At 69.4% G+C, this 26,331-nt stretch carries 21 protein-coding genes; 12 read left to right on the forward strand and 9 right to left on the reverse strand.

Features of this window, described 5'->3' with window-relative positions; translation table 11 throughout:
• The first annotated feature begins 6 nt into the window (after window positions 1–6).
• On the forward strand, window positions 7–645 hold the full coding sequence (locus N7L95_RS21400) for a GAD-like domain-containing protein (protein ID WP_301257270.1): 639 nt from the start codon (window positions 7–9) through the stop codon (window positions 643–645).
• Window positions 646–1,435: 790 nt separating this feature from the next.
• On the opposite strand, the gene N7L95_RS21405 is transcribed toward N7L95_RS21400, so the two are convergent.
• A complete protein-coding gene (locus N7L95_RS21405) occupies window positions 1,436–2,293 on the reverse strand; it encodes a hypothetical protein (RefSeq protein ID WP_301257271.1) in 858 nt (285 codons plus the stop codon).
• Window positions 2,294–2,763: 470 nt separating this feature from the next.
• Here N7L95_RS21405 and N7L95_RS21410 point away from each other — a divergent pair, with 470 nt between their 5' ends.
• Complete coding sequence (locus N7L95_RS21410) at window positions 2,764–3,234, forward strand: hypothetical protein (protein WP_301257272.1); 471 nt, start codon at window positions 2,764–2,766, stop codon at window positions 3,232–3,234.
• Window positions 3,235–3,743: 509 nt separating this feature from the next.
• On the opposite strand, the gene N7L95_RS21415 is transcribed toward N7L95_RS21410, so the two are convergent.
• From N7L95_RS21415 to N7L95_RS21430, 4 genes are all read right to left on the reverse strand, one after another.
• Entirely contained in the window at window positions 3,744–6,020 is a 2,277-nt protein-coding gene (locus N7L95_RS21415) for an AAA family ATPase (protein ID WP_301257273.1), read from the reverse strand.
• Window positions 6,021–6,034: 14 nt separating this feature from the next.
• Window positions 6,035–9,265, reverse strand: a complete 3,231-nt coding sequence (locus N7L95_RS21420; RefSeq protein ID WP_301257274.1) for an AAA family ATPase — start codon at window positions 9,263–9,265, stop codon at window positions 6,035–6,037.
• A gap of 11 nt (window positions 9,266–9,276) precedes the next feature.
• Window positions 9,277–12,522: an AAA family ATPase gene (locus N7L95_RS21425; RefSeq protein ID WP_301257275.1), complete on the reverse strand. Its 3,246-nt coding sequence runs from the start codon at window positions 12,520–12,522 to the stop codon at window positions 9,277–9,279.
• A 90-nt stretch (window positions 12,523–12,612) separates the two neighbouring features.
• Window positions 12,613–13,140 carry a hypothetical protein gene (locus N7L95_RS21430; RefSeq protein ID WP_301257276.1) on the reverse strand — a complete coding sequence of 176 codons (528 nt, stop codon included), beginning with the start codon at window positions 13,138–13,140 and terminating at the stop codon, window positions 12,613–12,615.
• 123 nt (window positions 13,141–13,263) lie between these two features.
• Here N7L95_RS21430 and N7L95_RS21435 point away from each other — a divergent pair, with 123 nt between their 5' ends.
• The 6 genes from N7L95_RS21435 to N7L95_RS21460 all read left to right on the forward strand — a co-directional run bounded on the left by N7L95_RS21435 (window position 13,264) and on the right by N7L95_RS21460 (window position 19,346).
• Window positions 13,264–13,929, forward strand: a complete 666-nt coding sequence (locus N7L95_RS21435) for a response regulator transcription factor (RefSeq protein ID WP_301257277.1) — start codon at window positions 13,264–13,266, stop codon at window positions 13,927–13,929.
• Window positions 13,926–15,353, forward strand: a complete 1,428-nt coding sequence (locus N7L95_RS21440) for an ATP-binding protein (protein WP_301257278.1) — start codon at window positions 13,926–13,928, stop codon at window positions 15,351–15,353. The genes N7L95_RS21435 and N7L95_RS21440 overlap by 4 nt, the downstream gene beginning before the upstream one ends.
• 28 nt (window positions 15,354–15,381) lie before the next feature.
• Window positions 15,382–16,419 (forward strand): XdhC family protein, encoded by a 1,038-nt coding sequence (locus N7L95_RS21445; RefSeq protein WP_301257279.1) that lies wholly within the window; start codon window positions 15,382–15,384, stop codon window positions 16,417–16,419.
• 127 nt (window positions 16,420–16,546) lie between these two features.
• Window positions 16,547–17,140, forward strand: coding sequence for a Spy/CpxP family protein refolding chaperone (locus tag N7L95_RS21450; RefSeq protein ID WP_301257280.1), 594 nt, complete (start codon window positions 16,547–16,549; stop codon window positions 17,138–17,140).
• A 107-nt stretch (window positions 17,141–17,247) separates the two neighbouring features.
• Window positions 17,248–17,970, forward strand: coding sequence for a response regulator (locus N7L95_RS21455; RefSeq protein WP_301257281.1), 723 nt, complete (start codon window positions 17,248–17,250; stop codon window positions 17,968–17,970).
• Entirely contained in the window at window positions 17,970–19,346 is a 1,377-nt protein-coding gene (locus tag N7L95_RS21460; protein WP_301257282.1) for a sensor histidine kinase, read from the forward strand. Before N7L95_RS21455 ends, N7L95_RS21460 begins: the two co-directional genes overlap by 1 nt.
• Before the next feature lie 39 nt (window positions 19,347–19,385).
• Here N7L95_RS21460 and N7L95_RS21465 read toward each other — a convergent pair whose 3' ends face one another.
• Both N7L95_RS21465 and N7L95_RS21470 read right to left on the reverse strand, forming a co-directional pair.
• Entirely contained in the window at window positions 19,386–19,820 is a 435-nt protein-coding gene (locus tag N7L95_RS21465) for a DUF3717 domain-containing protein (protein ID WP_301260207.1), read from the reverse strand.
• A 41-nt stretch (window positions 19,821–19,861) separates the two neighbouring features.
• A complete protein-coding gene (locus tag N7L95_RS21470) occupies window positions 19,862–21,169 on the reverse strand; it encodes a tryptophan--tRNA ligase (protein ID WP_301257283.1) in 1,308 nt (435 codons plus the stop codon).
• Between the two features lie 142 nt (window positions 21,170–21,311).
• Here N7L95_RS21470 and purN point away from each other — a divergent pair, with 142 nt between their 5' ends.
• From purN to N7L95_RS21490, 4 genes are all read left to right on the forward strand, one after another.
• The gene (gene purN / locus N7L95_RS21475) at window positions 21,312–21,938 is read left to right on the forward strand and encodes a phosphoribosylglycinamide formyltransferase (RefSeq protein WP_301257284.1); all 627 of its coding nucleotides are present in this window, start codon (window positions 21,312–21,314) and stop codon (window positions 21,936–21,938) included.
• A 146-nt stretch (window positions 21,939–22,084) separates the two neighbouring features.
• Window positions 22,085–23,344, forward strand: coding sequence for an RsmB/NOP family class I SAM-dependent RNA methyltransferase (locus N7L95_RS21480; RefSeq protein ID WP_301257285.1), 1,260 nt, complete (start codon window positions 22,085–22,087; stop codon window positions 23,342–23,344).
• 153 nt (window positions 23,345–23,497) lie between these two features.
• Complete coding sequence (locus tag N7L95_RS21485; protein WP_301257286.1) at window positions 23,498–24,721, forward strand: DesA family fatty acid desaturase; 1,224 nt, start codon at window positions 23,498–23,500, stop codon at window positions 24,719–24,721.
• A gap of 264 nt (window positions 24,722–24,985) precedes the next feature.
• Window positions 24,986–25,699, forward strand: a complete 714-nt coding sequence (locus tag N7L95_RS21490; protein WP_301257287.1) for a PEP-CTERM sorting domain-containing protein — start codon at window positions 24,986–24,988, stop codon at window positions 25,697–25,699.
• A 106-nt stretch (window positions 25,700–25,805) separates the two neighbouring features.
• Here the strand turns inward: N7L95_RS21490 and rpmG are convergent, their stop codons facing one another.
• Entirely contained in the window at window positions 25,806–25,973 is a 168-nt protein-coding gene (gene rpmG, locus N7L95_RS21495; RefSeq protein WP_047194013.1) for a 50S ribosomal protein L33, read from the reverse strand.
• A 26-nt stretch (window positions 25,974–25,999) separates the two neighbouring features.
• Complete coding sequence (rpmB, locus tag N7L95_RS21500; RefSeq protein WP_301257288.1) at window positions 26,000–26,233, reverse strand: 50S ribosomal protein L28; 234 nt, start codon at window positions 26,231–26,233, stop codon at window positions 26,000–26,002.
• Window positions 26,234–26,331 lie beyond the last annotated feature (98 nt).

A 26,331-nucleotide genomic window follows, 5' to 3' on the forward strand; every position in this document is an offset into this window, starting at 1 on the left:
CATCAGATGGATGAAGATTTCGAGTTCTTCCTGGAAAACATCGGACCGCCGGTAAGCGCACGTCTTGTTCCGAAGCAAGTTATTGAGAAGTACACAGGAGTGCTACCGTCTCAGCTGCTGACGTACTGGAAGGAATATGGATGGGCCGGATACGGAAGCGGAGTGTTCTGGGTCGTCGATCCGGAGGAGTATCAGCCGGTAGTGAAAGCGTGGATCGATCGCACTCCTCTTGCGCAGGAGGATAGCTTCTATGTGATTGGACGCGGCGCGTTCGGGAGGTTGCATTTCTGGGGCCGCGAGACAGGGGTGGCTTTGAGCATTGACGCGGTGCATGCAACAGCGTATCTCGGTAGCGCCCGGCTGACTGGTGAAAAGGAGGATCTTGGCATCCGTGCCTTTTTCTCCCGGCAGGATCAAGACAGAAATGACTGCGACGACGACTCCGGTGAGCCGCTCTTCGAGCGGGCGCTGGAACGACTAGGGAGGCTCAGCAGCGACGAAATGTATGGATTTGTCCCGGCGCGTGCTATGGGCGGAAATGGTTCTCTGACAACACTCAAGCGCGTTAAGGCGATCGAACATCTCGTGTTTCTCGCGCAGCTAGTGCCTCTGCGGATTCATCGCCTGCCCGGGATACAGTCCTAGCGGCTCGGGTGCTACAGCACCTCGGCCGGGACGTGCTGCTTGCCTTCACGGAGCGGGTTCGGATGGGGCCGCCGCGGCCAGCGGTAGGACGGCTACTGCGGAATTCACTGCGGAATGAGCCCGCTTCAGCCCGCTTTCGCCCGTCCTTTTCCGACGGGGCACCTAAGAATGCCAGGGCTTGAGTGGGTTGACGTGGGCTAGAAAAGGGTTCGAATCCCTCCCTTTCCGCCAAGACAGATCAAGCCGTTGAGTTTCAACGGCTTTTTCTTTTTCCGGCGTCTGCTACTGCGGTTCTACTGCGGAATTCGCTGTTGGAGCCTGCTCAGCAAGGGCTCTGTTCACCGCTGCGAGGTTGCGTCCACGGTCGGCTTTAGGAATGACGCCTGCATAGTCGCGCATCATCACCTGGATGCTGCGTCCGTGCTGACGAGCGACCCACACAGGATCGGCGCCGGCCTGTAGGGCCAAGGTGACGCTGGTGTCGCGGCACTCCTTTGGGGCTCGATACCGGACGCCGCACCGGCGCAGGAAAGCATTTCAGGCCCTCCACTGCAGCGGTTCGTCGTGCCACGGCTTCTCGGGCTGCCCTGGCGTCGCAAAGACCCGTCCGTGCTTCTGCAGCTGCGTTCGCGTGTGCTGCCGTTCAAGGACCTGAGCGGCCCTCGCGTTCAGCTCGACCAGCCGCTCTACTGCTGTCTTTGTTCGCGCCTTGTCTCGACCAAGGACCCTTGCTTCTCGGACCAGCACGGTGAGCTGTTGTAGATCAACGCTTTGCCAGCGCAGCGCTGGATTAGTCGCCATTAATCAGCCCGGTATCAAAAACTTTGAAAGATTTCTTCTTGCGGTTTTTGTTACCGCGAGGTGCTGCCCCGGTCTCAGGCGGCACGAGGTCCAGAGTTTCGAGTTTCGCTTGTCTATCTGCGGGTTGCGGCCGCTCGATTCTCGACATGGTGATGGTTGCCTCTTTCGAAAGCTTCACCTGAGGGAAGATGTCGATCATCGGGAAGGCGCCGCCTGCCTTGTGAACAGAAAGATGAAAAATATGTGGCGATTCAGTGGCCTTCTCAGGAATGTGCAGCGTCACTCCTAGGGGGAGATTGGCGGTCGTCGCGAACTTCGGGTTGTAGTAAACGCGAGTGCCTTCCGGGTGCCAGAGGTTCGTGGCGGCGGATATTGGTGCGTATAATTGGCGGCCAGGTTGGTCAGTTTTCTCGAGCACTACTGCAATCTCTGCGCCTCTGTAATCCGCTTCCAGTTTCAACGAAGTCTGTAGTTTTAAGTCGCCCAGCACTGATTTCTGACCTGTCGTCGATCCAAAATGGACCGATCGAATTTCTATAAGCGGCACAACTATGTCGGCAACGAGGGTGCCGAGCCCCTGGGTAGAGTTTTTTAGGCTGACTGTTTGCGGCGTGTTTGCTTGATAACAAGCCGATTCCGAGCAGACTGCAACCTGGCCGAGCCGTATTCCGCTTTGACTATTTGCATCGTTGCTAGACAGGCTGAGTCTCAGGCGCGTAAAGCCATCCTTCGGAAGGTCCTCGCCACTTACAGACGACGTCGGCTGAGGATGGAATGGCAGACCCGCAAGACTTTCCTGCGCGAGTAGACATAAAGTCACAACTGCGGCTGCGGAGAATGATCTCATTCTGCGGCTCCTGGCATGTTAGGCGATGTTCGGTTTCTGGCGGTCTAAAGACAGGGAAGCGGGAGAGTATGTTTTTCTCGGTCTTTGCTTGAAACCTGTCAACTTTCCTAATTTGATTGTTAGGCGATTGACGAAGTGCCTCTGTTTAGTTGCAGCGGTAGCCGATCCATAGAGGCAACGTGAGGCCCGGCTTTCAGCTCACTTTAGGTGCCCAGAGTGAAGTGGGTGTGAAGTTGGCGCCGTCTATAAGCGATCCGTGCCTACGCGCCGGCAGTGTTGCCAGCAGTATTCGTTAAGCACCTTAGTGGCCCTCGTGCGGCATCTGAGAACAAGCCACCTGTTCAACAAGTCGTCGACATGACCCGACAAGCTCGGCGTTACCATTCGCGGAAGAGTCGCCTTGCCAAAAGAACGATCTATGCGAGGGGTTGTGAATGATGTGTATTTGTGGGAATCGAATCAATGCGGCGTTGCTGATCGTCAGCTCGCTGATTGCTGCGAACGCTTTTGCAGTTCAGCCTCAGTGTGGAAAAATCTTTGCCATCAGGCACGGAAGTATCCATGCCGATGGCGGGTCTGTGGAGTTGGAAGTCAGCTGCGCCGGCGCCATCAGGAAAATTAGATCTCACCTTTCCGTTGACGGTTACTTGAAGGGAATCTCGATCGATGGCAGTCGGGCCCGCCCTTCATCTCGCCAGGCCATTCTCCTGATCAAAGGGTTGGACGGTCTCCTGAAGACCAGTTTCCCTGGGCGGTCGATCAGCGACATCAGGGAGGCGCAGTTCAGAACACCACGCGTCGCAGAAGCAAACGTCCCGATCCTGGCAGCAATTTCTCTGGTCGAGCAGGTGTGCCTTCAGTCGGGAGCGCCTGCCACCATCACGGAGATGTGCAGTGGGTATGTGACGCCGCCGTCACCGGCTTTGGATTCACAGTTCTGACCCACAGTTCGGTCGCAGTTCCTGGGACCGCATGGCGTTGACCACGATGGGCAGCGGCAGGACATCAGCCAGGGCGCATGGAGCGCCAAAGGACCGCCTTTTCCCGCTTCTGGATTGGCGAGTCGACTTCAACTTGCAAGGTCAAGGGCGTCGTTCGGCAACGGCGAAGCAGGCCGATTGCGCGAACGCAGGACGGGCGGATCGAATGCATCGACCGCGCTGAGGCGCCGCTCCGTCCCACAAACGCACGCGGGACTGAGCCGGAAAATGTCCCCGGAAATCAGAACGCCCGGCGACCCCATGCGGTCGAGGAGAGCCCTGTTCGCTTCTGCCGCAGCCTCAGTGTTTTGCAGGGCCGCTGCTTCAGTGGCGGGCGGCGACAGGAGGCGCGACGACGAGGATGACGACTGACGGTGCCCGGCAGCGCCCGGTGCCCGCGGATTGGGTACGGCACGGCATATCAGCCTTCTGCCATCCTGCGCCGCGGGGGTGGCATTCCTCGATCGCCTTCACTCGCCGCGACGCACCGTCACCACCACCTCATCCGCCACCACGCCCACTTCCAGCACAGCCCGGTCCTCCACGCCCCCAAACAACGCTCGCGCCACCGCCGCCACCACCCGCTGCTCCACCACCCGTTGCAGCGGCCGTGCGCCATACCGAGGGCTGAAGCCCACCGCGGCGACGAATGCCACCAGCTCCGGCGAGAACCTCAACCGGATGCCGCGCCGCCGCAGCCCCTCCCGGTCGCCCACCGCCTCCAGCTCCTGCTGCGCAATCGCCTCGATCGCCGCCCGGGACAGGGGCGCAAAGGGCACCACCCGGTCGATGCGATTGAAGAACTCCGGCCGGAAGAACTGCCGGATGCCCTGCAGCGTGCCCGCCGCGCCGTCGTCGTCCATGAAGCCCAGCGACGCGCCCTGCCGCACGCCCAGGTTGGTGGTCATCACGATCAGGCTGGAGCGGAAGTCGGTGACCCGGCCGCGGCTGTCCCTCAGCCGGCCTTCGTCCAGGACCCCCAGCAACAGGTCGAACACCGATGGGTCGGCCTTCTCGATCTCGTCGAGCAGCACCACCGAGAACGGCCGCTGGCGCACATGCTCCACCAGCTTGCCGGGCCGGTCGCCACTGCCCACCAGGCGCGCCACCTGGAAGCTGTGCTGGAACTCGCTCATGTCGATGCGAAACAGCGGGTCACTGCCCCCGCCCGCGCCAAAGAAGTAGGCCGCCAGCGCCTTGGCGGCGGCCGTCTTGCCCACGCCGGTGGGGCCGGCGAACAGCAGGGTGGCCATGGGCTTGGCCGGGTCGTTCAGGCCGGCCTTGAAGAGGTACACCACCTCCTTCAGCTGCTCGATGGCGGCGTCCTGCCCGAACAGCCGCCGGGCGAAGAAGCCGTGCACCGCGGCCTCGTCCAGCGGTTGGTCGTCACGCAGGAAGGTCTCCGGCAGGCCGGTGGTGCGGGCGAACTGCGCGATGGCGGCCGCCTCGGTCACCACCGGCATGCCGTCGGCCAGCGCGCCGCGCACGCATTCGCCGAAGAATTTCACCGCCTTGCCCGGGAAGCGCTCATAGCGCACATACCGGTTCAACAGCCGATAGCCGGTGTCGAGGGCCGCGGCGTCCATCTCCACCGACAACGCAGCCTTGGCATGGCCGGCAAACAGCTCCAGCACCCGGCGCGCGCGGCTGCCGTCCATCTCGGGCAGCGACAGCGGCTCGAAGCAGTCGATGAAGCTGGGCAGCCGGCGCCGCGCGGTCTCCAGCTCACCCGGGGTGGCCTCGCCCACCAGCCGCAGCGTGCCCCGCCGCAGCGCCGGCAGCAGGTAGGCGGCCATCGAATCCTCGGCATTCTCGCCGCCGGTCTGCAGCAGGTTCACGAAATCCGTGAGCCACAGCACGCCTTGCGACAGCTCCAGCCACTGCACCAGCTGGTCGCACAGCGCCTGCCACTCGCCCAGGTACTTGGCGCGGCCGATCAGGCGCTCGGCATGGCTGCGCCAGAAGGTGGGCTGCTGCGCCTCGCGTCCGGCAGCCAGGCGGTGGGCCTTGCGGATCGCCTCCATGATGGCCACGCTCTTGCCCACCCCCGGCTCGCCCACCAGCAGCAGGTTGCCGCCGCGCAGCAAGCGCGCCACCAGCTCATCCAGCAGTGCGCCCTGCTCCCATGCGGTCTCGGGGAACACATGCTGGCCGCGTCGCCCGCCCGGCTCGGGCAGGCGGTCGGCCACCAGCTCGAGCTGGCTGTGCGCGTCGCGCAGGTGGCGGGGCAGGCCGCGGCTGTCCGCGCCGCGATCATCGTGGCGCCACTCCAGCTGCTCCAGCCAGGGACGCGTCGGCATCAGGTAGCGCTGCGCGGCTTCGGGTGGGAGTCCGTCCAGGCGGTCGCGCGTGTAGTGCTCGATCAGCACCGGCAGCTGCGCGTCGTCGTAGTAGTAGAAGCTCTCGTCGAGGTAGGGCAGATAGCACTTCGAATAGCCCTCCGCGGCATTGGCGCCGTACACCGCCGCCACCGTGAAGTCGCTCGCGCCGGGCACCGGGAAGCTGCCCTTTGGCGTGCGGTGGGCAAGGCTGACCTTCACGTTCAGCAGCTTCAGCCGCGCCTCGTCGATGTCCGGCGCCGGCACCCAGCGGCCGCGTTCGCGCTCGCGCTGCAGGGTCTCCGCCAGGGCGGTCTTGAGCCGGCGCGGGTTGCGCTCGACGGCCTGCAGGCCGGTGCCGAGCAGCAGCCCGAAGACCGACTCCTCGCCGGTCTGCCAGCACAGCAGGGGGTAGGACGATGTGGCCATGCAGTGGCTCCTCCTCAGGCCGCCAGGTCGGCCTGGTGGCCGTCCCACAGCAACAGTCGCCAGTCGTCTTCGCTCAGCGGGCCCGAGAACTTGCGCACCCAGCCGGAGCGCAGGTCGGTCAGGCGCCTGAGCTCGGCCGGGCGGGTCGGTTCAAGGCGGATGCGGATGATCTCGGTGGGCATCGGCGGCGCCGCCCCGGCCTCCAGCGGCCGCAGGCGAACGGCCACCGGCACCGGTCGGTCGCTGCCCAGGTACCAGAGATGAACGCCGCACTCCCGGTCGAAGGCCTTGCGCAGGCCGGTGCCCTCGAAGCAGCGCGTGCCGGGGCTCGACGACGGCAACTCGTGCGCGTCCAGCTGCAAGAGCAGGGCGGCATAGTCGCCCCAGGCCGCCTCCAGCACCGAGGGCGGCGCGCTGCTCTGCAACGGCACCACTTCGATGCCGACGCGCTCGACGCCATGGCGCCGCAGGCTGGCCGCGCGGCGGGCCAGCCCCTCCAGCTCCAGCTGCCAGCGCACCACTTCCGCCTCTGCTTTGCGCAGCGGCCGGGCGCTGCTGTGTGCCTGCTCGAAGAAGTCGCGGATGTCGTGCTGCGCAAACAGCATGTCGGCCAGCGGCCGGCCTTGCTCGCGCCAGTCGCGCGGCCGCAGCTGGGGGGCGGCCACCGGGCGGGCGGTCGCTATGCGCTGCTCGGCCAGTTCCCAGCAGCGCTGCGCCAGCCTGTCGCGCAGCGGGTCGAGCCGCACCTGCAGCGCCCGCAGTGCGAGCGACACGGCCGCGTCGGTCGCGCGGTCCAGCTCGACACGCAGGTGCTCGTGCAGCGCCTGCGCGCGGTCGGACAAGGCCTGGTAGGCCGCCGGGGACGCGCTGTCCTGCGGCAAGGCCACCGGCTGTAGCGCGGCATAGTCGAGCAGCGTGGCGCGGGTGGCCAGCCGGCCGCCCTGCAAGTCGACGTCCAGCAGCATCGGCTGGCCCACCGGGGAGGCGGCCAGGCGCTGCGCAATGGGCCCGGTGAGGGCCCGCTCCATGGCACGCTTGAGCGCACGGGCCCCCAAGGCTTCGTCATGGCCCAGGCGGGCCAGCTGCTCCAAGCCTTGCGGCGACACGTTCAGGAAGCTCAGCCGGCGCAGGAAGCCGTCACGCGACAGGATCCGCTCCAGCTGCAGTCGCGCAATCGCCGCCATGTCCGCGGCTGCCAGGGGCTTGAAGCCCACCACCTGGTCGATGCGGTTGAGGAACTCGGGCCGGAAGAAGCGTTCCACCGCCTCCCGGTAGCTGTGGGCCGCGTCGGCGGCCTGGCGCATGAAGCCGGTATGGCGCTGGGCTGCGGCGGCCCCCAGGTTGGACGTCAGCACCACCACGCAGTGCGAGAAGTCGGTGGTGCGGCCCAGCGCGTCGGTCAGCCGGCCTTCGCCGAGCAGCTGCAGCAGCAGGTCGTGCACCGCGGGGTGCGCTTTCTCGATCTCGTCGAGCAGCAGCACGCAGGCACGCCGCTGCCGCACGGCCGCCGTGAGCTGGCCATCGGGCCGTGCGGCATCGCCCACCAGGCGCTCCAGGGCGCTGGCATCGACGTATTCGTTCATGTCGAAGCGAACCAGGCCGCCTTCGTCCTCGAACAGGTAGTCGGCCAGCAGCTTGGCCGCCTCGCTCTTGCCCACGCCGGTGGGGCCGATGAACAGCAGCGACGACAGCGGCCGGCCGGGCGCGGCCAGGCCCGACTTCACCAGGGCCACCACATCGACCAGTTGCGCGCAGGCCTCCGGCTGGCCGATCAGGCGCTGCTCGAAATGGGCCTGCGCCTCCACCGGGGCCAGGCCCACATGGCGCGAGAACAGCCGCTCGCGGAAGTGGTAGGCGGCGGTGTAGGCCGCCAGCACCTCGGCACGGCCCACCGACTGCCGTGCATGCCGCACCGCGAGGCGGTCGAGCACCCGCAGCGCCGAGCCGGGCAGCACCTCGTCGCCAGCAAAGCGGCGCTCCATCTTCAGCAGCTCGGCCACCGCCGCCGAGTCGATGCGGCAGCCGTGCTGCGCTTCGAGCTCGGCCCGGCGCCGGCCGACGATGCGGATGGCCACCTGCCGGGGCGGCGGCTCGACCCGGATCACGCGGAACAGGTCGGCGAAGCGGCGGTCGCCCTGCTGCACCTTCTGCCACGCCTCGGGCGTCGCCTCGCCGATCATCGTGAAGGCGCGCCGCTCCAGGGGCGGGCGCAGCACGTCGGCCAGCGTCAGCCGGTTCTGCGAACTGCGGCCGATGGACAGCAGCGGCACCAGGTTGTCGCAGTAGAGATGGTCGGGTTGGTCAATGCGGAACGGCTCCTGCCGGCGCGACTGCACATGCTGCAGCACCACCGCCATGCGGCGCTGCCACTGGCCGACCACGCTCATGCCCGAGATCACCCGCATCGGATCGAGCTGCCAGATCTTCTGCAGCCGGGCTCGGTCCTGCCCGGCGTGCGCGGCCATGTAGCGGCGCAGCGCACCGTGCACCAAGGTGGTCTTGCCGGCGCCGCGCGGGCCCACCAGCACCAGCGCACCGCCGTCGGGCCGGTAGATGGCCTGCTCCAGCGCCTGCACCGCGTCGTCGCGCAGGAAGGCGCTGGACAGCCCGTCGGGGTACAGCTCGTTGAGGTCGCTCGCCACCCGCACGATCTCGCTCGCACCGTCGCCCATCGGGTCGCCGTGCAGCGCGGCCATCAGCTCGTTGCCGCCTTCGAAGGGAAAGCGGCCATGCCCGAGGTGCAGCGACAGCTCCAGCTCCGCCAGCTCGTCGTTGGGTGCCGCCAGGTAGCGTTGCGGGTCGAAGCGCTCGCCCAGCTCCTTGCGCTGCTCGCGGAAGTAGGCCTGGATGCGCGCCACCAGCCGTTCGGTGCGCTGGGCCTTGTCCAGGTGCAGCTCGCCCAGGTCGGCCACCGTGCCGTCCAACTGCGGCAGGCAGGCATAGCGGCGCTCGCCCACGCTGAAGTGGGCCGCCGCGAAGACGCCCTCGACCCAGCGTCGCCCGGTGTCGAAACCCAGCGGCACCAGCTCGAAGCGCAGCTCCGGCGCAAAGGTGAGCCACAGCCGCTCGTCCAGCGTGGAGCGCTCGCTCTTCACGCCACGGAAGTGCTGCACCACCACCTGGCGCAGCTTGTTCAGCGCCGTCTCGTAGCGCTGCGCGACCGCGTCCAGCTGCGGCAGGAACAGGCAGCGCAGGCGGTAGCCGGCGTCCTTGCGGTGGGTCACGAAGACGGGAATCTTCAGCATGCCGGTACTCATCACACGTCCTCCCCGAGCAGCATGCGGTCGATCAAGGCCTCGAAGTGCCGGTCGAGCACCCGCTTCCAGGCAAACTCGTCCGGGAACTCGCAGCGCCAGTCTGCGCCTGGGTCGCTGAGCAGGCCCTGCTTGAGCTGCCGGTGCACGGGCAGGCCGTCGAAGAAGTGCTGCCGGTGCACCTGGTGGGGCGTCTCGAACTCCGCCAGCGGCTGGTTGCGCACCGACACCCAGGCGTCGGTCTTGCGGTCGTCCTCCCAGAGGCGCCAGACGCCGCCTTCCTGGCGGAAGTAGTCGAAGGCGGCCGGTCCGCTGAATTCGATCTCGAAGCCCACCATCAAGGCATGCCGGCCCTCCTTCTGCGGCCAGGGGAACTTGCGGTAGGCACTGGCCCGGGCGGCGGCTGCTTCCTCGTTGCGGGCTGGCCCGTCGCTGGCCGCATCAGGCTCGCGCGGCGGGGCCGGCCGGTGCGTCTCGTCCGCCAGGCGCACCACCTGGCTGCGCGCCTCGAACCCGGCGCGCGCGGCCACCTCGCACCAGGCCTGGTGCAGCACCGGCAGCAGGCGCGGCGAGGCGTACAGCCCCACCGTGCAGCGGGCGCTGGCCGGGCGGGCCGCATGGAAGGCCTGCTGCTTGAAGGCCAGGAAGCGGCCGCGCCAGGCCGCCACGTCGGGCGGCGCTGCGTGCTCGCCGGCCAGCGCGAGCAAGGCCTGGCCCTCGAGGTCGGCGATCTCGGCGAACAGCGCCTCGGCATCCTGCTGCACGGCGGCCAGGCTGCGGGCGCGCGCCGCATCCTCGGTGCCGTCCCAGTGCGGCAGCTGCGGCGCACGGCGGCGCTTGTGCTCGTAGCGCTGCCGCTGCTTCTCCAGCCGGAACACCTGATTCACGAGGTTCACGAACAGCGGCCCCTCGGTCACGCGCTGCCAGTGGCGCCGCGCCTCGGCCAGCGCGTCGGCGGCCTGCAGCGGTGTGGGGTCCACCGGTCGCTGCAGCGGCTCGGCCTGCAGCGCCAGCGCGCCTGGCGCACCGGGGCGCAGCTGCACCGCCAGTGGCGCCACGTAGGCATGCGGGGCCAGCGCATGCGCCAGCGGCAGCAAGAGGTGGCGGCGCAGCACGCGCTGCACGTCGCGGGCGCCGTAGCGCGGGTCGCCGGGCAGGGCGGCCAGTGCGTCCGCCACATCGTTGGCCAGTGCGAGCTCGACGTTGCGCTCCAGCAGCCCCTCGCGCTGGCGCATCAAGGCCATCTCGCGCGCGAAGATCGGTGCCCGTTGCGCGGACGATAGCGCCGCGTAGGGCACGATGTGGTCGATGCGGTTGAACAACTCGGGCCGGAAGGCGTCCTGCACCGCCTGCTCGAAATGCCGCCGGGGATCGTCCCGGCGCTCGGTCATCGCGATGGGCGCGCGCTGCATCACCTCGGCGCCCAGGTTGGAGGTCATCACCACGAAGCAGCCGCAGAAGTTGGCGGTCAGGCCATTGCCACCGGTCAGCCGGCCTTCACCCAGCACCTGCAGCAGCAGGTCGAAGAAGCTCGGGTCGGCCTTCTCGAGTTCGTCGAACAGCACCACCGAGAAGGGCTGCCGGCGCACCGCGCCGATCAGCACGCCCTCGTCGCCGCCCAGGTCACCCAGCAGGCGCAGCACGGCGTGCGGGTCGGCGTACTCGCTCATGTCGATGCGGATCATGCGGCGCGGGTCGCCGAACATGAATTCGGCCAGCGCCTTGGCCGTCTCCGTCTTGCCAACGCCGGTGGGCCCGATCAGCAGCAGCGAGGCGATCGGCTTGCCGGTGCGCGCCAGCCCCGTCTTGGTGGTGGCCAGCAGGCCGGTGACCACGTCCAGTGCCTCGTCCTGCCCGAAGAGGCGGCGGCGGAAGAAGGCATCCACCTCGGCCAGGTCCAGCGGCAGCCGGGCGTCCAGCATGCGTCGCGGCATGCCGGTCTCGGCGCAGAAGGCGTCCAGCGCTTCGTCACGGCCCAGCCGGGGCGATTGCCCGCGGGCGTGCAGGATCAATTCCTCGAAGAACCGGATGCCCTTGCCCGGAAAGCCCGAGTAGGGCGAGAACCGCCGCTGCAGCGCCAGCACTTCCGCCACCGCCTCCTGCGACAGGGCCACCCGGTGTTCCTGCGCCAGTGCGCCGACCGCCTCGACGATCACCTGCTCCTGCGCCGCCTCGGTCAGCTCGGGCAGGGTCACCGCCTGGAACAGCGCCGAAAACCCGGGGCTGCGCAGCTCGATGCGCGCCAGCTCCGCCGGGGTGGCTTCCGCCAGGAGCATCAGGCGGCCGCGGGCCAGTGGCTCGCGCAGCGCGTCGCCGAGGCTGACCGCATTGCCTTGGTACTGGCCCACCTCGAACAGCTCCGCCAGGTGGCCGACGTAGAGCATCAGGTCGCGCTGAGCCAGCTCGTGGCACAGCACCGCCAGCGCGTGCTGCCAGCCGCCGTCGCGGGTGAGCCCCTGGATCAGCCGCGCCGCACTGGTCTCCCAGGGGGCGGCCAGCCCGCGCCGGCGGCGCTCGCGCACATACTGCTGGAGCAGGGCGGTCTTGCCGCTGCCCTCGGCGCCGACCACCAGCACGCTGCGCGCGAACGGCCCCTCGGCCGCGCGCAGCAGCGCCGCCAGCGGGTCGGCCAGCCCGGCGGCAGGGCGGGTCGCCACATGCATCTCGTCGGCCACCGCCTCCAGCAGCGGCTCGCTGCGCTGCTCCTGCAGGCGGCGCAGCGCCTCGGCGCTGTGGAAGACCAGCTCCAGCGGCAGCTGCTTCAGCTCCACCTGCTCGAACCAGGCGGCGGCGACCTGGCGGCGCACGTCGGCTTGCCGGCCCTCGCGCCGGTGTTCCAGCCGGATCGCCTCGACCACCGCTTCGCGCAGCAGCCCGGTCTCGGCCAGCGCCACGATGCCGAGGGCCGGCACACAGGCGAGGCTGCGCGCGCCGGCGCGCCCGCTGGCCAGGAAGGCCACATGCCGGACGCGCCGGGCGGGCTGCAGCAGTGCGTCCGGGCCGCCCGGCAGGTCCACCTCGATCTCGTGGCGCTCGAACTCCGGCGGGTCGGCCAGCTGTATCGCATCCAGGTAGCGTCCCTGGTCCAGCCACTCGGCCTGCACCGCGCGCGCCAGCTTGCGTGCCATGGCCGGCGCGCTGCTGCCGAGCCAGGCCACCTCGGGAAAGGCCAGCGGCGTGACGACGGTCTCGCCGGAAACGGTGGTGAGCTCGAAGAAGGCGAGCGGGGGCAGGCTCGTAGGTCGCATCGGACGCGCAGCAGCAGGGCAAACGGCGGATTCTGCCGCAGCAGCGCGCCGGCCCGCATGCCGCCCGGGGCCCCCAGGCGGGGGTGTCGCTCAGGCGCCGGCGGCCAGGGCACCCAATGGTGCCCCACCGGTGGCCCGCGCCACTGCGGCCGTCTCGCCCGCGCGCTCGGCCGCGTAGCGCTCGCTGCAGAGCCGCTGCACCGTCTCCCACAACGGCGCGCGTTCCGCGTGCACGCAGTAGATGGAGCGGTTCGGTGCGGCCGAAGCGGGCAGCAGGATCGCCGCCGCGCGGGCGCGGGCCATCGAGCGCTGCCACCAGGCGATCGGCCGGCCCCGCGCATCCAGCAGGGTGCGGATCATGGTCAGCGACACCGGCCGGCCGGCTGCGCCGGCATCGGCCGCTTCCGCCAGGCAGTAGCGCAGCTCCAGCACCCGGGCCCGCGGCGCCTCCCACAGCACCGTTTCGGCGTCTCCGCAGCAGCTCAGCAGGCGGTCGACGCCGTACTCCCAGTCCGCCTGCAGCGGCTCGGGAACCGGCTCGGCCGGCGACAGGCGGTACAGTCGCAGGGCCGGCACGCGGGCCGGACGCAGGGGCAGCAGGCGGGGCAGGGCGGGCATGGCGGTTCTCCTTCTCGACGCCGGCATTCTGGGAAGGCCGGGTTAAGAAGTCTTTAATGGCGTTCCGGCACACTGCGCGGCACGGCGGGCGCCCGCCCTGACAGATGCTTTTGAGGTGGAACGATGCACTTGCTGCTGGTCGAGGACGACGACATGCTGGCCGAGGCGGTCCGCGACGGCCTGCAGCGGGCCGGCTACACGGTCGACCGCGCGCCTGACGCGCCGGCCGCGCGCCTGGCGCTCACCGACCACGCCTACCACGCGGTGCTGCTCGACCTGGGCCTGCCCGGCGGCTCCGGCCTGGCGGTGTTGCAGGGCCTGCGGGCACGCTACGACGCCACACCGGTCCTCATCATCACCGCCCGCGACCAGCTCAGCGACCGCATCCACGGCCTGGACGCCGGCGCCGACGACTACGTGGCCAAGCCCTTCCAGCTCGACGAGCTGTGCGCCCGCCTGCGGGCGGTGGTGCGGCGCAGCCAGGGCCGGGTCTCGCCGCTGATCAGCCACGGCAAGGTCTGCATCGACCCGGCGAAGCGCGTCGTGACCCGCGACGGCGAGCCGGTGTCGCTCAGCGTGCACGAGTACCGCACGCTGCTGGCCCTGATGGAGAAGCGCGGCTGGGTGGTCACCCGCGACCAGCTGCAGGATGCGGTCTATGGCGGCAGCAGCAGCATCGAGAGCAACACCATCGCGGTCTACATCCACCAGCTGCGGCGCAAGCTCGGCGACGATCTGATCGTCACCGTGCACGGCTTTGGCTACCGGGTGGGCGAGGAGCGCGCATGAAGTCGCTGCGGGTGCGCCTGCTGGTGGTGCTGCTGTCCACGATGCTGCTGTTCTGGGGCGTGTGGATTGGCTGCCAGGTGGTGCAGATGGGCCGGCACCAGACCGGCCAGTGGGACGCGATGCTGCGCGACATCGCCACCCAGATCCTGCTGACCCTGCCGGCCGACGCCGGCAGCCAGCCCATCAGCAAGGCGCGCTTCCGGCTGCCGCCGCAGGCGGACGACTACCACGGCGACAAGGTCAGCTTCCAGGCCTGGCGCCACCGCCAGCGCCTGGCCTTGCAGTCGCCGGGCGCGCCCGACCTGCCGATCAAGCCTGATTTCCGCGACGGCTTCGACGAAGTGGAGGTGGCCGGCGAGACCTGGCGCGTCTATGCCGTGTCGGATGCCACCGGCACGCTGCAGATCCAGGTTGGCAAGCCCAAGACGCTGCTGATGGCCGACCTGCGGCGCTGGGCCAAGATCAGCCTGTCGTCGGCGCTGCTGGTGCTGGTGCTGCTGAAGGCCGCCATCTGGGGGGTGGTGCACTGGTCGTTCCGGCCGGTGGCCGCGGCGCAGCGGGCGCTCAGCCGCCGCAGCCCGCTCGACCTGGAGCCGCTGCCGACCCAGGGGCTGCCCCTGGAGGTACAGCCCCTGGTGGCGTCCTTCAACCGCCTGCTGAGCCAGCTCGACACCGCCCTGCAGGCCGAGAAGCGCTTCATCGCCGACGCCGCGCACGAGTTGCGCACACCGCTGGCGGCGCTGCTGGCGCATGCCCAGCTGGCCGCCTCGGCCGACAAGCCGCAGGAAGCCAAGGCCTCGCTGCTCAAGCTGATTGCCGGCGTCGAGCGCAGCACCCGGCTGTCGGAGCAGCTGCTCGACCTGGCCCGCATCGACGCCTCGCAGCCGCGCCGGGGCGAGCCGGTGGAGCTGTACGAGACCATCGAGCTGATCGCCCGCGACTTCGAGGTGGTGGCCCAGCAGAAGCAGCAGCGCATCGTGCTCGACGTGGAGCCCTGCGTGATCAGCGGCCATGTCGACGCGCTCGGCATCCTGCTGCGCAACCTGATCGACAACGCCCTGCGCTACACCCCGCCCGGCGGGCGCTGCGTGGTGTCCTGCCGCTGCGGCCCGGAGGGCTCGCAACAGGCCGTGCGGCTGATGGTGGCCGACAACGGCCCCGGCGTGCCGCCGCAGGAACACGAGCGCATCTTCGACCGCTTCTACCGCGTGCCGGGAGTGGGCGGGCGCGGCAGTGGCATCGGCCTGTCGCTGGTGTCGCGGATCGCTCAGCTGCATGGCACCTGCGTGCAGGTCGGCGAGGGCCTGGACGGGCGCGGCCTGGCGGTGTGGCTGGACTTCGAGCCCCTGTCCGCCCTGCCGCCGCCGGCTGCCCAGCCGGCCGCCGCCCTGCCGCGCACGCCACGTGCTGCTGAGGCCTTCTGACCCAGGTGACCGTGAAAGGCAGGTGTTGATGGACAGCGTGGATCTGGAGGTACTGAGCCGTGCCGCGGCCTGGCGCGCCCAAGGCCGCGGCGTGCTGCTGGTGACGGTGGTCAGGACCTGGGGCTCCTCCCCGCGGCCGGAGGGCGCCATGCTGGCGCTGCGCGACGATGGGCGCGCGGTGGGCTCCGTCTCGGGCGGCTGCATCGAAGACGACCTGATCGCCCGCGTGCAGGCCGGCGGCATCCCCGCGGCCCGGCCCGAGGTGGTGAGCTATGGCATCTCGGCCGAGGAGGCACGGCGCTTCGGGCTGCCCTGTGGCGGCACCTTGCAGCTGGTCTGCGAGCCGCTGCATGCGGCCAGCCGCATCGAGGAACTGCTGGCCGCGGTGCAGCAGCGGCGCCTGGTGGCGCGCCGCCTCGACCTGGCGACCGGCGCGGTCGACCTCACCCCGGCGCAGCCCTCGGCGGGCCTGGCCTTCGACGGCCGTAGCCTGACCACCCTCCACGGCCCGCGCCTGCGGCTGCTGGTGATCGGCGCCGGCCAGCTGTCGAAGTTCCTGTGCCAGATCGCACTCGGCCTCGACTTCGACGTGCTCGTCTGCGACCCGCGCGAGGAATACCACGAAGGCTGGGCGCTGCCCGGCGTGCGCCTGAGCCGCGCGATGCCCGACGACCTGGTGGCCGAGATCCGCCCCGACGAGCGCACCGCCGTGGTCGCGCTGACACACGACCCCAAGCTGGACGACCTGGCCCTGATGGAGGCGCTGCGCTCACCGGCCTTCTATGTCGGCGCCCTCGGCTCGCGCCGCAACAACGAGGCGCGGCGCGAGCGGCTGCGCGACCATTTCGGCCTCACCCCGGCGCAGCTGGCCCGGCTGCACGGACCGGTGGGCCTCTACATCGGCAGTCGCACGCCACCGGAGATCGCGGTGTCGATCGCGGCGGAGATCATCGCTGCCAAGAACGGTGTCCCGGCGGCCACCGACATGGCACGAGCCAAGGCCGCCGCCGCCGTGGTGCCCGGGCCGGGCTGCGGCCTCGCCGGCCAGCAGCCGCAGCCGTCCTGAGGCTGCGGGCGCCCGGCCTGGCGGCCGCAGCCTTCACACAACTTTACCGGCGCGGCACGGTGGCTTTACCTGGGGCCGCGAGCATGACGTCATGGGCGCCGTGCCCGAGTCCTGCAAGGAGTGCATCGTGACCAAGTTCAACACCGCCAACACCACCACCACCGCCGCCCCGGCCCCGGCGCGCCGTTCGCTCAAGGGCCTGGCGCTCGGCCTCGTGCTCGGCCTGGCCGCCGCGGCCGCCGTGCCGGTGCTGGCCCATGGCCATGGCGGCCCCGGCCACCATGGCGGCATGGGCATGGGCATGCCCGGCGCGTTCATGGGCAGCCCGGAACGGGTCGAGCGCATGGTCGACCGGCTGCTCAAGGACCTCAACGCCACCGACGCGCAGCGTGCCCAGGTCAAGCAGATCGCGCTGTCTGCCGCCAACGACCTGAAGGGCCAGCGCGAGGCCGGGCGCGCGCTGCGCCAGCAGGCCATGGCGCTGTTCGCCCAGCCCACCGTCGACGCCAATGCGGTCGAGGCGCTGCGGCAGCAGCAGATGGCGCATGCCGACCAGGTGTCGCGCCGCGTCAGCCAGGCCATGATCGAGGTCAGCCGGGTGCTGACCCCCGAGCAGCGCCTGCAGCTTGCCGAGCGCATGAAGCAGCATGCCGAGCGCTGGAAGCAGCACGGCGAGCAGGCACGCGAGAAGGCGGCCCAGTCGCCCAAGCCGCAGCAGTGAGCGACGCCTCCTCTGCCTGAGCGGAGGTGCGCGGCACCGCCGCCCCCGGGGCGCGCGGTGCTGCGCGCTATGCTTTGCGCCACTCCTGATTGCCCAATGTTTCTGCCATGTCCGCTCGCCTGCTCCTGATCGATGACGACACCCGGCTCACCGGCATGGTGGGCGACTACCTGCGCCAGGCCGGCTACCTGGTCGAGACGGCGCCCACCCTGCGGGCCGCGCGCGAGCGGCTGGAGGCGCGCGAGCCGGCCATCGACGCGGTGCTGCTCGACCTGATGCTGCCCGACGGCGACGGCCTCGACCTGTGCCGGCAGCTGCGGGCCCAGGCGCGCACCCGTGCGCTGCCGGTGCTGATGCTGACCGCGCGCGGCGAGCCGATGGACCGGGTGGTGGGCCTCGAGCTGGGGGCCGACGACTACCTGCCCAAGCCCTTCGAAGCGCGCGAGCTGCTGGCCCGCGTGCGCGCGCTGCTGCGCCGCAGCAGCGGCGCGCCGGCTGCCGACGATGCAGAAGTGAAGCGTTTCGGGCGGCTGGAGATCGACCTGGGTGCCCGCATCGCCCGGCTCGACAGCCGCGAATGCGAGCTCACCAGCTACCAGTTCCAGATGCTCGCGGTGCTGGCGCAGCAGCCGGGACGGGTGCTCTCGCGCGACCAGATCATGGATGCACTCAAGGGCCACGCGCTGGAGGCCTTCGACCGTTCCATCGACGTGCACATCTCCCGCATTCGCGCCGCGATCGAGGACGACCCCAAGAACCCGCGCCGCATCCTCACCATCCGCGGTGCCGGCTACATGTTCGCCAAGAAGCAGGACGGCGAGCGCGACTGATGAAAAGCCTCTACCTGCGCATCTACCTCACCGTGGTGGCGGTGCTGCTGCTGTTCGCGCTGGTGGCCGGCTGGCTGTTCCAGCACAACCTGGAGAACGAGCGCCAGCAGGAGCAGGCCGTCTGGTCCGACCGCATGGCCGCCTGGGGCGAGCTGGCCCAGAACAACCTGCCCGGCCCCGATGCGCCCGAGGCCGAGCAGCGCGCGGCCTTGCTCGAATGGGCCGAGCGGCTGCGCCTGCCGCTCGCGCTGGACAGCGCCGACGGCCGCCGCATCGCCACCTCCGCCACCTTCGAGCGGGTCGAGCAGGAAGGGCCCCGGCGGCGCTTTCGCCTGCCGCTGAGCGACGGGCGCCTGATCTGGGTGCTGCGCGGCAACCGCGGCACGCGCGACGGTGCGCGCGCCGCCTCGGGTGCGCTGCCTGGGGTGCCCGGCCGCGAGGCCGACAGCGCGCGGCCGTCTCGCCACGGCGGACCGCTGGAGCCGCCGCCCTTCCTGCGTGGTGGCGGCCTGGTGGTGGCGCTGGTGGTGTTGTTCTTCGCCGTCTCGGCCGGGGCCTGGCCGGTGGTGCGGCGGCTGACCCGCCAGCTCGAAGCACTCAAGGGCGGCGTGGAACGCTTCGGCGCCGGCCAGCTGAGCCACCGGGTGGCGGTGAGCGGCCGTGACGAGGTGGCCGCGGTCGCCGCCAGCTTCAACCAGGCGGCTGACCGCATCGAGGCGCTGGTGCGCTCGCACCAGTCGCTGCTGGCCAATGCCTCGCACGAGCTGCGCTCGCCGCTGGCGCGGCTGAAGATGGCCGTGTCGTTGATGGAGTCGGCCTCGCCCGAAGGGCGCGCGGGGCTGAAGCAGGAGATCGAGCACAACATCCGCGAGCTGGACGCGCTGGTCGAGGAAGTGCTGCTGGCCAGCCGGCTCGATGCCATGCCGCCGCTCGATCTCGCCGAGCCGGTCGAGTTGCTGGCGCTGGCCGCGGAAGAGGGCGCCCATGTCGATGCCCAGGTGAGCGGTCGCCAGGTGACTGTGCCGGGCGATGAACGCCTGCTGCGCCGCGCCCTGCGCAACCTGCTGGAGAACGCGCGCCGCTATGGCGGCAGCGAGCCGCCGGAGGTGTCGGTGAGCCTGCAGGGTGGGGAAGCCGTGGTGCAGGTCTGCGACCGGGGGCCGGGCGTACCGCCCGAGCAGCGCGAGCGCATCTTCGAGGCCTTCTACCGCATGCCCGGACATGCCGAGTATGCCGGCGGCGTCGGCCTCGGCCTGAGCCTGGTGCGCCAGATTGCGCAGCGCCACGGTGGCGTGGTGCGCTGCGACGGGCGCGAGGGCGGCGGCAGCTGCTTCAGCCTGCGCCTGCCGCTGGGCAGGGACCCCGCGGCAGCCTGACAGGCATCGATCGGGCGGCGCCGGTGTCGGCCCGCCGGTTCAGCTGTCGCTCGGCGGGACGGGCTTCTTGTCTTCCCGCGCGCGTTCGGCATAGCGGTTGAACCGCCAGGCACTGCCCTGCAAGGTGATGCGGCGCCAGGTGGCGCGCTTCTCTGCCGGGCTCATCTCGGGCCAGAACTGCACTTCGCCGAAGTCGCGCCCGCAGCCCTTGCACACGTCGTCGCCCTGGCTGGTGGAGCAGATCGCGATGCAGGGCGTGTCGGGCAGGGTGTCGTACCAGGCCAGCCAGGCCTGCTTGGCGGCGGCCGGCATGCTGTGCTCGTCGCACTCCTGCTCGTGGTAGTACACCATCAGGGCATACACCTCGGCCAGCGCCCGCAGCGGGGGGCACAGCGAGATGCCGTCGGGCGAGGGCTCGCGTTCGCGCCACCAGTTGATGGCGGCCTCGATGTCGGTGATGTGGATGCCGGCCATGGCGTCTGCCTGCTGGGGGAATGCCGCGGTATCGCGGCCGTTCATTCCTGTGCCGCCACCAGCGCCGCCAGCGCCGCCTCGACGGCGGCCGGCGACACGCCGTCGCCCCGCTGCACCGGCGCTTCGGCCAGCGCGGCAGCGCCTTCGGTCTTCAGCCGCTTGACCCAGGCGCCCGCCTCCCGGCCCTCGGCCAGGCCCTGGCTCTGCAGCAGCACGCTGCCGTCGGCCGCCGTGAGCTTGAAGTAGAAGCGGCCGTCGGCCTCGCGGTATTGCTTGAACACCGGCAGTGCCGGCTTCGCGGCGTCGGCCGCGGTCGCGGCCACCACCGGCAGCGCGGTCATCGGGCGCAGGCCCACCGCATGGCGCAGCTCGGCAAGGAAGGGCGTGGCCACCGCGCGGGCCTTCTGCGCGCCGGCCTGCAGCACCGCCTCGATGCGTTCGGGATGCGCCATCAGCTCGGCATAGCGGGCCCGCATCGGGCCGATGTGCGCCTCGATCAGCGCCACCGCGCGTTGCTTGGCCTCGCCCCAGGACAGCCCGCCGCGCAGCTCGGCATGGAAGGCAGCCCGTTGCTCCGGTGTGGCGAAGGCGTCGTGGATCGTGACCAGGTGCGCCCCTTCCGGGTCCTTGGGCTCGCCCGGCAGGCGCGAGTCGGTCACCACCCGGGCGATTGCCTCCTTCAGCCCCTTGGCACCGCCCTCGAACAAGGGGATGGTGTTGTCATAGCTCTTCGACATCTTGCGGCCGTCCAGCCCGGGCAGGGTGGCCACGTCCTCTTCGATCTCCGCCTGCGGCAGCACGAACAGCTCGCGGCCCTGGCCGAACAGGTGGTTGAAGCGCTGGCCGACGTCGCGCGCCATCTCGATGTGCTGCACCTGGTCGCGCCCCACCGGCACCCGGTGGGCGTTGAACATCAGGATGTCCGCCGCCATCAGGATGGGGTAGGAGAACAGCCCCATCGTGATGCCGGCGTCCGGATCTTCGCCGGCGGCGGCATTCGCGTCGGTGGCCGCCTTGTAGGCATGGGCCCGGTTCATCTGGCCCTTGGCGGTGACACAGGTCAGCAGCCAGGTCAGCTCGGTGATCTCGGGGATGTCGCTTTGCCGGTAGAAGGTCACGCGCTCGGTGTCCAGGCCGGCGGCCAGCCAGGTGGCGGCGATCTCCAGCCGCGAGCGTTCGATGCGGGCCGGGTCGTCGCACTTGATCAGCGCATGGTAGTCGGCCAGGAAAAAGAAGCTCTCGACACCCGCGGCACGGCTGGCGGCAATGGCGGGGCGGATCGCGCCCACGTAGTTGCCCAGGTGCGGGGTGCCGGTGGTGGTGATGCCGGTGAGGACTCGTTCGCTCATGGAAGGCTCTCAAGGAAGCGCCGTGCAGCGCGGGGCCGGGGTCGCTCGGCAGGGGCTGCGTGGCGGGAGCGCGCATTGTAGGTGGCGGCCGCCTGGCACGCCGCTGGCCGCGGCCCGACCCCGGCCGCTACACTGCCGGCCCATGAAACGCATCGTGATCCTGATCTCCGGCCGCGGCTCCAACATGGAGGCCATCGTCAATGCCTGTGCGGCGGAGCAATGGCCGGCGCAGGTGGCGGCCGTGATCAGCAACCGCCCGGACGCCCTGGGCCTGCAGTTCGCCGCTGCGCGCGGCATCGCCACCGGCGTGGTCGACCACAAGCAGCATGCCAGCCGGGAGGCCTTCGACGAAGCGCTGGCCCAGGCCATCGATGCGCATGCGCCCGACCTGGTCGTGCTGGCCGGCTTCATGCGCATCCTCACGCCGGCTTTCGTCGCCCGTTACGACGGCCGGCTCATCAACATCCACCCGTCGCTGCTGCCCGCCTTCCCGGGCCTGCACACACACCGGCGCGCCATCGAGGCGGGCTGCAAGCTTGCCGGTGCGACCGTGCACTATGTCACGGCGGAACTCGACCATGGGCCCATCATCGTGCAGGCCGCCGTGCCGGTGCAGCCGGACGACAGCGAGGACAGCCTGTCGCGGCGAGTGCTGGTGCAGGAACACCGCATCTACCCAATGGCGGTGCGCTGGATCGTCGAAGAGGCGTTGGAGGTGAGCGGCAACCGCGTCACCCACCGCCGCGGCGAGTCGCAGCTGGTGAACTGAGTCATCCCGGTCCCTGCCGGGGGGGCCCCGACCGGGCGCAGCCGCCACAGCGGCCGCACCGGCGCCGCTCCCCGCCGGCCCGACGCCGCATCCCGCTGCCGCGATGCTGTCGCGGCGCCGGCATGCCGGGCTGGGATAATCGCGGCATGCATCCTCATGCCCTGCTTGATCTCGCCACCGACCTGGTGCGCGCCGTCCTGAAGTTCGACGCGCCTGCCGACAGCGTCGTCTCCGCCTTCTTCCGCCAACACCGCCTGCTCGGCCCGCGGGAGCGCCACACCCTGGCCGAAACCGCCTATGCCGTGGTGCGCCAGCGCCTGTTGCTGCAGCACTTCGCGCAGTCCGGCTCCGGTGCGCTGGAGCGGCGCCTGGCCATCCTGGCCTGGCAGGGCAGCGACAGCTTCCTGCGCAGCGCACTCGGCCCCCATGAGCAGGCCTGGCTGACGGAAGTCAAGGCGATCAACCCCGCCAGCCTGCCCGAGAAGTTGCGGCACAACCTGCCGGACTGGCTGGTCACGCCGCTCAAGGACACCTTGGGTGACGAATTCTGGCCGCTGGTGGACAGCCTCAACCAGGGCGCGCCGCTCGACCTGCGGGTGAACCTGCTGAAGACCCGCCGGGAAGCGGTGATCGAGGAACTGCGCAGCCACGGCATCGAGGCCCGCGAGACCCCGCATTCCCCCTGGGGATTGCGGCTGGAAGGCAAGCCCGCGCTCAACAAGCTGGAGCTGTTCACCCGCGGCGACGTCGAGGTGCAGGACGAGGGCAGCCAGCTGCTGGCCCTGCTGACCGAAGCCAAGCGCGGCGAGATGGTGGTCGACTTCTGCGCCGGCGCGGGCGGCAAGACGCTGGCGCTGGGCGCGGCCATGCGCAACACCGGTCGGCTTTACGCGTTCGACGTGTCCGGCCACCGGCTCGACAACCTCAAGCCACGGCTGGCCCGCAGCGGCCTGTCCAACGTCTACCCGGCGCAGATCGCACACGAGCGCGACGAGCGCATCAAGCGCCTGGCCGGCAAGATCGACCGCGTGCTGGTCGACGCCCCTTGCTCCGGGCTCGGCACCCTGCGGCGCAACCCCGACCTCAAGTGGCGCCAGTCGCCCAAGGCGGTGGCCGAGCTGGTCGAGAAGCAGGCCGCCATCCTGCAGAGCGCGGCCCGCCTGGTGAAGCCGGGCGGCCGGCTGGTGTACGCCACCTGCAGCGTGCTGGCGGAAGAAAACGAGCGCATCGCCGACCGTTTCAGCGAGAGCGAGCAGCGCCACTTCAAGCCAGTGCCGGTGGCCGAGGTGCTGGCCCATGCCAAGGTGCCGGAACCGAACTTGCTTGTACACGGAGAGCACCTGCGACTGTGGCCGCACCGGCACGCGACGGATGGCTTTTTTGCCGCCGTGTGGGAACGCGGCTAGCACCGAGGGCTCCAACAGGGAGCTCGTCAAGCAGGGGCAAGGTGGAAACTTCGCTGCAGATGCCGCGGAAGTCCCGGAAATTACCCGTCTTTTCCGCGCGGCTCGCGAGAGTCGGTCCCCTACAATGCGGCGAGCTTTTTGAAAGGCTGATTGATGTCTGAGATTCTTGTCGTGTGGGAGAGCCTGGTCGACTGGCTCGCCAATGGTGTGCTGAATGCCTCCTGGTGGCAGGTCCTTGCCATCACCCTGGGCGCGACCCATATCACGATTGCCGCGGTGACGATCTTCCTGCACCGCTCGCAAGCGCACCGCTCGGTCGACCTGCACCCGATCGTCTCTCACTTCTTCCGCTTCTGGCTGTGGATGACCACCGGCATGGTGACCAAGGAATGGGTCGCCATCCACCGCAAGCACCACGCCAAGTGCGAGACGCATGACGACCCGCACAGCCCGCAAACCCGCGGCATCAAGACCGTGCTGCTGACCGGCAGCGAGCTCTACCGTGCCGAGGCCAAGAACCAGGAAACCCTGAGCAAGTACGGCCACAACACGCCCGACGACTGGATGGAGCGCAACGTCTACAGCCGCTTCACCTGGCACGGCGTGGGCCTGATGCTCATCATCGACCTGCTGATGTTCGGCGCCCTGGGCGCGACCGTCTGGGCGGTGCAGATGCTGTGGATCCCGATCACCGCCGCCGGCATCATCAATGGTCTGGCGCACTGGTGGGGCTACCGCAACTTCGAGGCGGCCGACGCCTCCACCAACATCTCGCCCTGGGGCATCATCATCGGCGGCGAGGAGTTGCACAACAACCACCACACCTACCCGACCTCGGCCAAGCTGTCCGTCAAGAAGTACGAGTTCGACATCGGCTGGCTCTACATCCGCACCTTCGAGATCCTGGGCCTGGCCAAGGTCCGCAAGACCCCGCCGATGCTCAAGCTCGGCCAGGTTCGCCCGGTGGCGGATGCGCACACGCTGGAAGCCATCATCGCCAACCGCTACGAGGTGATGGCCAAGTACGGCCGCGAGCTGAAGCGGGCCTGTGCTGCCGAGCTGGACCAGCTCAAGGCGGCCGGCGCGAAGAACACCGCCAAGTGGAAGGAATTGCGCCTGGCCAAGCGCTGGCTGCACCGCGACGAGGACCGCATCCCGAGCAGCGTGCGCCAGCAAATCGCCAGCGCCTGCGCCGACTCGCCCGCCCTGGCCAAGCTGCTGGCCATGCGCGAGGAACTGCGCCAGCTCTGGACCCGCACCAATGTGTCGGCCGAGCAGCTGGTGGCCGACCTGCAGGCCTGGTGCAAGAAGGCCGAGGAAAGCGGCATCGCCGCCCTGCAGGACTTCGCCCTCAAGCTGCGTGCTGCCCACGCCTGACCGGCCGTCCCGCTGACAAGGAGCGCCTTCTTCGGAAGGCGCTTTTTTTTCACCGCTGTTATTTCACTTCTGCATATTCGCTGGCGCCGGCCGGTACGGCACGACCGCCGCCGCCGTCCGTCTGGCGGCGAGGGCTTCGCCGGCGCACGGTGGCCCGCTATGCTTGCGATGGCAAGCGCTCGGCGAGCAGAAGCGCGGGGTGAGGGAATCGTCCGGGCCTTGGGCCCGATTCCTACTTTGTTGCCTTGTCAGGGAAGACCCGTCATGAAAATTCTCCATCCCGCCCTCCGCCGAATCGTCCTCGGCGTTGGCCTCGCCATCGGCATGCAAGGTGCGGCGCAGGCCATCATCCTCGACAGCTCCTTTGAGGCCAAAGACCTGCCGGGCACCAGCGTGGCCCAGCGGCCGAGCCTGGCTGGCGAAGTGCTCGAAGACGAGCTGGTGTCCTTCTCCTACGGGGTCGATGGGCGGCCGGTGTCCGGGCAGATCCAGTCCCGCGTGGTGCGCTCCTCGGTGGACGGCACGCTGGACTTCTACTGGCGCATCTCGGTCGACGAAGGCTCGCAGGCCGCTGTCAACAACTTCGAGGTGCGCGACATCGAAGCCCCGAGCTATGACGTCGACTGGCGCTCCGACGGCCTGGGCGACGTGGCCCCCACCGAGGCATTCGCGGTGTTCTCGCCCGACACCTACTCGGTGTTCTATTTCGACTTCCCGAACTGGGTGGCCGGCATCGAGGCCGGGCAGAGCTCGCGCTTTCTCTTCCTCGACACCCAGGCCACCAGCTACACCCGGGGCGCGAGCATGAGTGTCGGCACCTATGGGTGGATGCACAGCTCGAGCATCTTCACCACCTTCGCCCCGGCGGTGCCCGAGCCGGCCACGGTGGCGCTGACGGCGCTGGGCCTTGTCGGCCTGGCGGCGGTTGGCCGCCGGCGCCAGGCGGCCACCCGGTCCAGCGAGTCGCACGCCGGCTGATGCCGGCCCCTGCCGGCCACGCCCGCCGGCAGGGCGGCAACGACAAAAAACCCGCCGGGCTTTCGCCGGGCGGGTTTTCTACTTGCGATCTGCAAGGGAGGCTGAATTACTTCAGCTTCACTTCCTTGTAGGCGACGTGCTTGCGAGCCTTGGGATCAAACTTCATGATCTCCATCTTCTCGGGCGTGGTCTTCTTGTTCTTGGTGGTCGTGTAGAAGTGACCGGTGCCTGCGGTCGACTCCAGCTTGATCTTTTCGCGAGCGGTCTTGGCCATGGTGTGTGCTCCTTAAGCAGTGGCGATCAGAGCTCGCCCTTGGCGCGCAGGTCGGCCACGACCTGCTCGATGCCGACCTTGTCGATCAGGCGCAGCGCGGCGTTGCTGATGCGCAGGCGGACCCAGCGGTTCTCGCTCTCGACCCAGAAGCGGCGGTACTGCAGATTCGGCAGGAAGCGACGCTTCGTTTTGTTGTTGGCGTGGGACACATTGTTGCCCACCATCGGGCGCTTGCCCGTAACTTGACAGACGCGTGCCATGACGCTTCTCCGTTTCAATCTCGGTTCAGATTTGACGCCTAGAGCAGGCAGCCCGGTCAGAGAAACCGAACCAAGCCGCTTGGTGGACGCCCTTCGAA

Origin of the sequence: Eleftheria terrae (assembly GCF_030419005.1) — a bacterium.
In the GTDB taxonomy this organism is placed as follows: domain Bacteria; phylum Pseudomonadota; class Gammaproteobacteria; order Burkholderiales; family Burkholderiaceae_C; genus Caldimonas; species Caldimonas terrae.

Bases quoted from the DNA above. Each gene is read 5' to 3' on its own strand.
- N7L95_RS21400 (WP_301257270.1), top strand. From the start codon at position 7: ATGGATGAAGATTTCGAGTTCTTCCTGGAAAACATCGGACCGCCGGTA.
- N7L95_RS21405 (WP_301257271.1), bottom strand. From the start codon at position 2,293: ATGAGATCATTCTCCGCAGCCGCAGTTGTGACTTTATGTCTACTCGCG.
- N7L95_RS21415 (WP_301257273.1), bottom strand. From the start codon at position 6,020: ATGGCCACATCGTCCTACCCCCTGCTGTGCTGGCAGACCGGCGAGGAG.
- N7L95_RS21420 (WP_301257274.1), bottom strand. From the start codon at position 9,265: ATGCTGAAGATTCCCGTCTTCGTGACCCACCGCAAGGACGCCGGCTAC.
- N7L95_RS21425 (WP_301257275.1), bottom strand. From the start codon at position 12,522: ATGCGACCTACGAGCCTGCCCCCGCTCGCCTTCTTCGAGCTCACCACC.
- N7L95_RS21430 (WP_301257276.1), bottom strand. From the start codon at position 13,140: ATGCCCGCCCTGCCCCGCCTGCTGCCCCTGCGTCCGGCCCGCGTGCCG.
- N7L95_RS21435 (WP_301257277.1), top strand. From the start codon at position 13,264: ATGCACTTGCTGCTGGTCGAGGACGACGACATGCTGGCCGAGGCGGTC.
- N7L95_RS21440 (WP_301257278.1), top strand. From the start codon at position 13,926: ATGAAGTCGCTGCGGGTGCGCCTGCTGGTGGTGCTGCTGTCCACGATG.
- N7L95_RS21445 (WP_301257279.1), top strand. From the start codon at position 15,382: ATGGACAGCGTGGATCTGGAGGTACTGAGCCGTGCCGCGGCCTGGCGC.
- N7L95_RS21455 (WP_301257281.1), top strand. From the start codon at position 17,248: ATGTCCGCTCGCCTGCTCCTGATCGATGACGACACCCGGCTCACCGGC.
- N7L95_RS21460 (WP_301257282.1), top strand. From the start codon at position 17,970: ATGAAAAGCCTCTACCTGCGCATCTACCTCACCGTGGTGGCGGTGCTG.
- N7L95_RS21465 (WP_301260207.1), bottom strand. From the start codon at position 19,820: ATGGCCGGCATCCACATCACCGACATCGAGGCCGCCATCAACTGGTGG.
- N7L95_RS21470 (WP_301257283.1), bottom strand. From the start codon at position 21,169: ATGAGCGAACGAGTCCTCACCGGCATCACCACCACCGGCACCCCGCAC.
- purN (WP_301257284.1), top strand. From the start codon at position 21,312: ATGAAACGCATCGTGATCCTGATCTCCGGCCGCGGCTCCAACATGGAG.
- N7L95_RS21480 (WP_301257285.1), top strand. From the start codon at position 22,085: ATGCATCCTCATGCCCTGCTTGATCTCGCCACCGACCTGGTGCGCGCC.
- N7L95_RS21485 (WP_301257286.1), top strand. From the start codon at position 23,498: ATGTCTGAGATTCTTGTCGTGTGGGAGAGCCTGGTCGACTGGCTCGCC.
- N7L95_RS21490 (WP_301257287.1), top strand. From the start codon at position 24,986: ATGAAAATTCTCCATCCCGCCCTCCGCCGAATCGTCCTCGGCGTTGGC.
- rpmG (WP_047194013.1), bottom strand. From the start codon at position 25,973: ATGGCCAAGACCGCTCGCGAAAAGATCAAGCTGGAGTCGACCGCAGGC.
- rpmB (WP_301257288.1), bottom strand. From the start codon at position 26,233: ATGGCACGCGTCTGTCAAGTTACGGGCAAGCGCCCGATGGTGGGCAAC.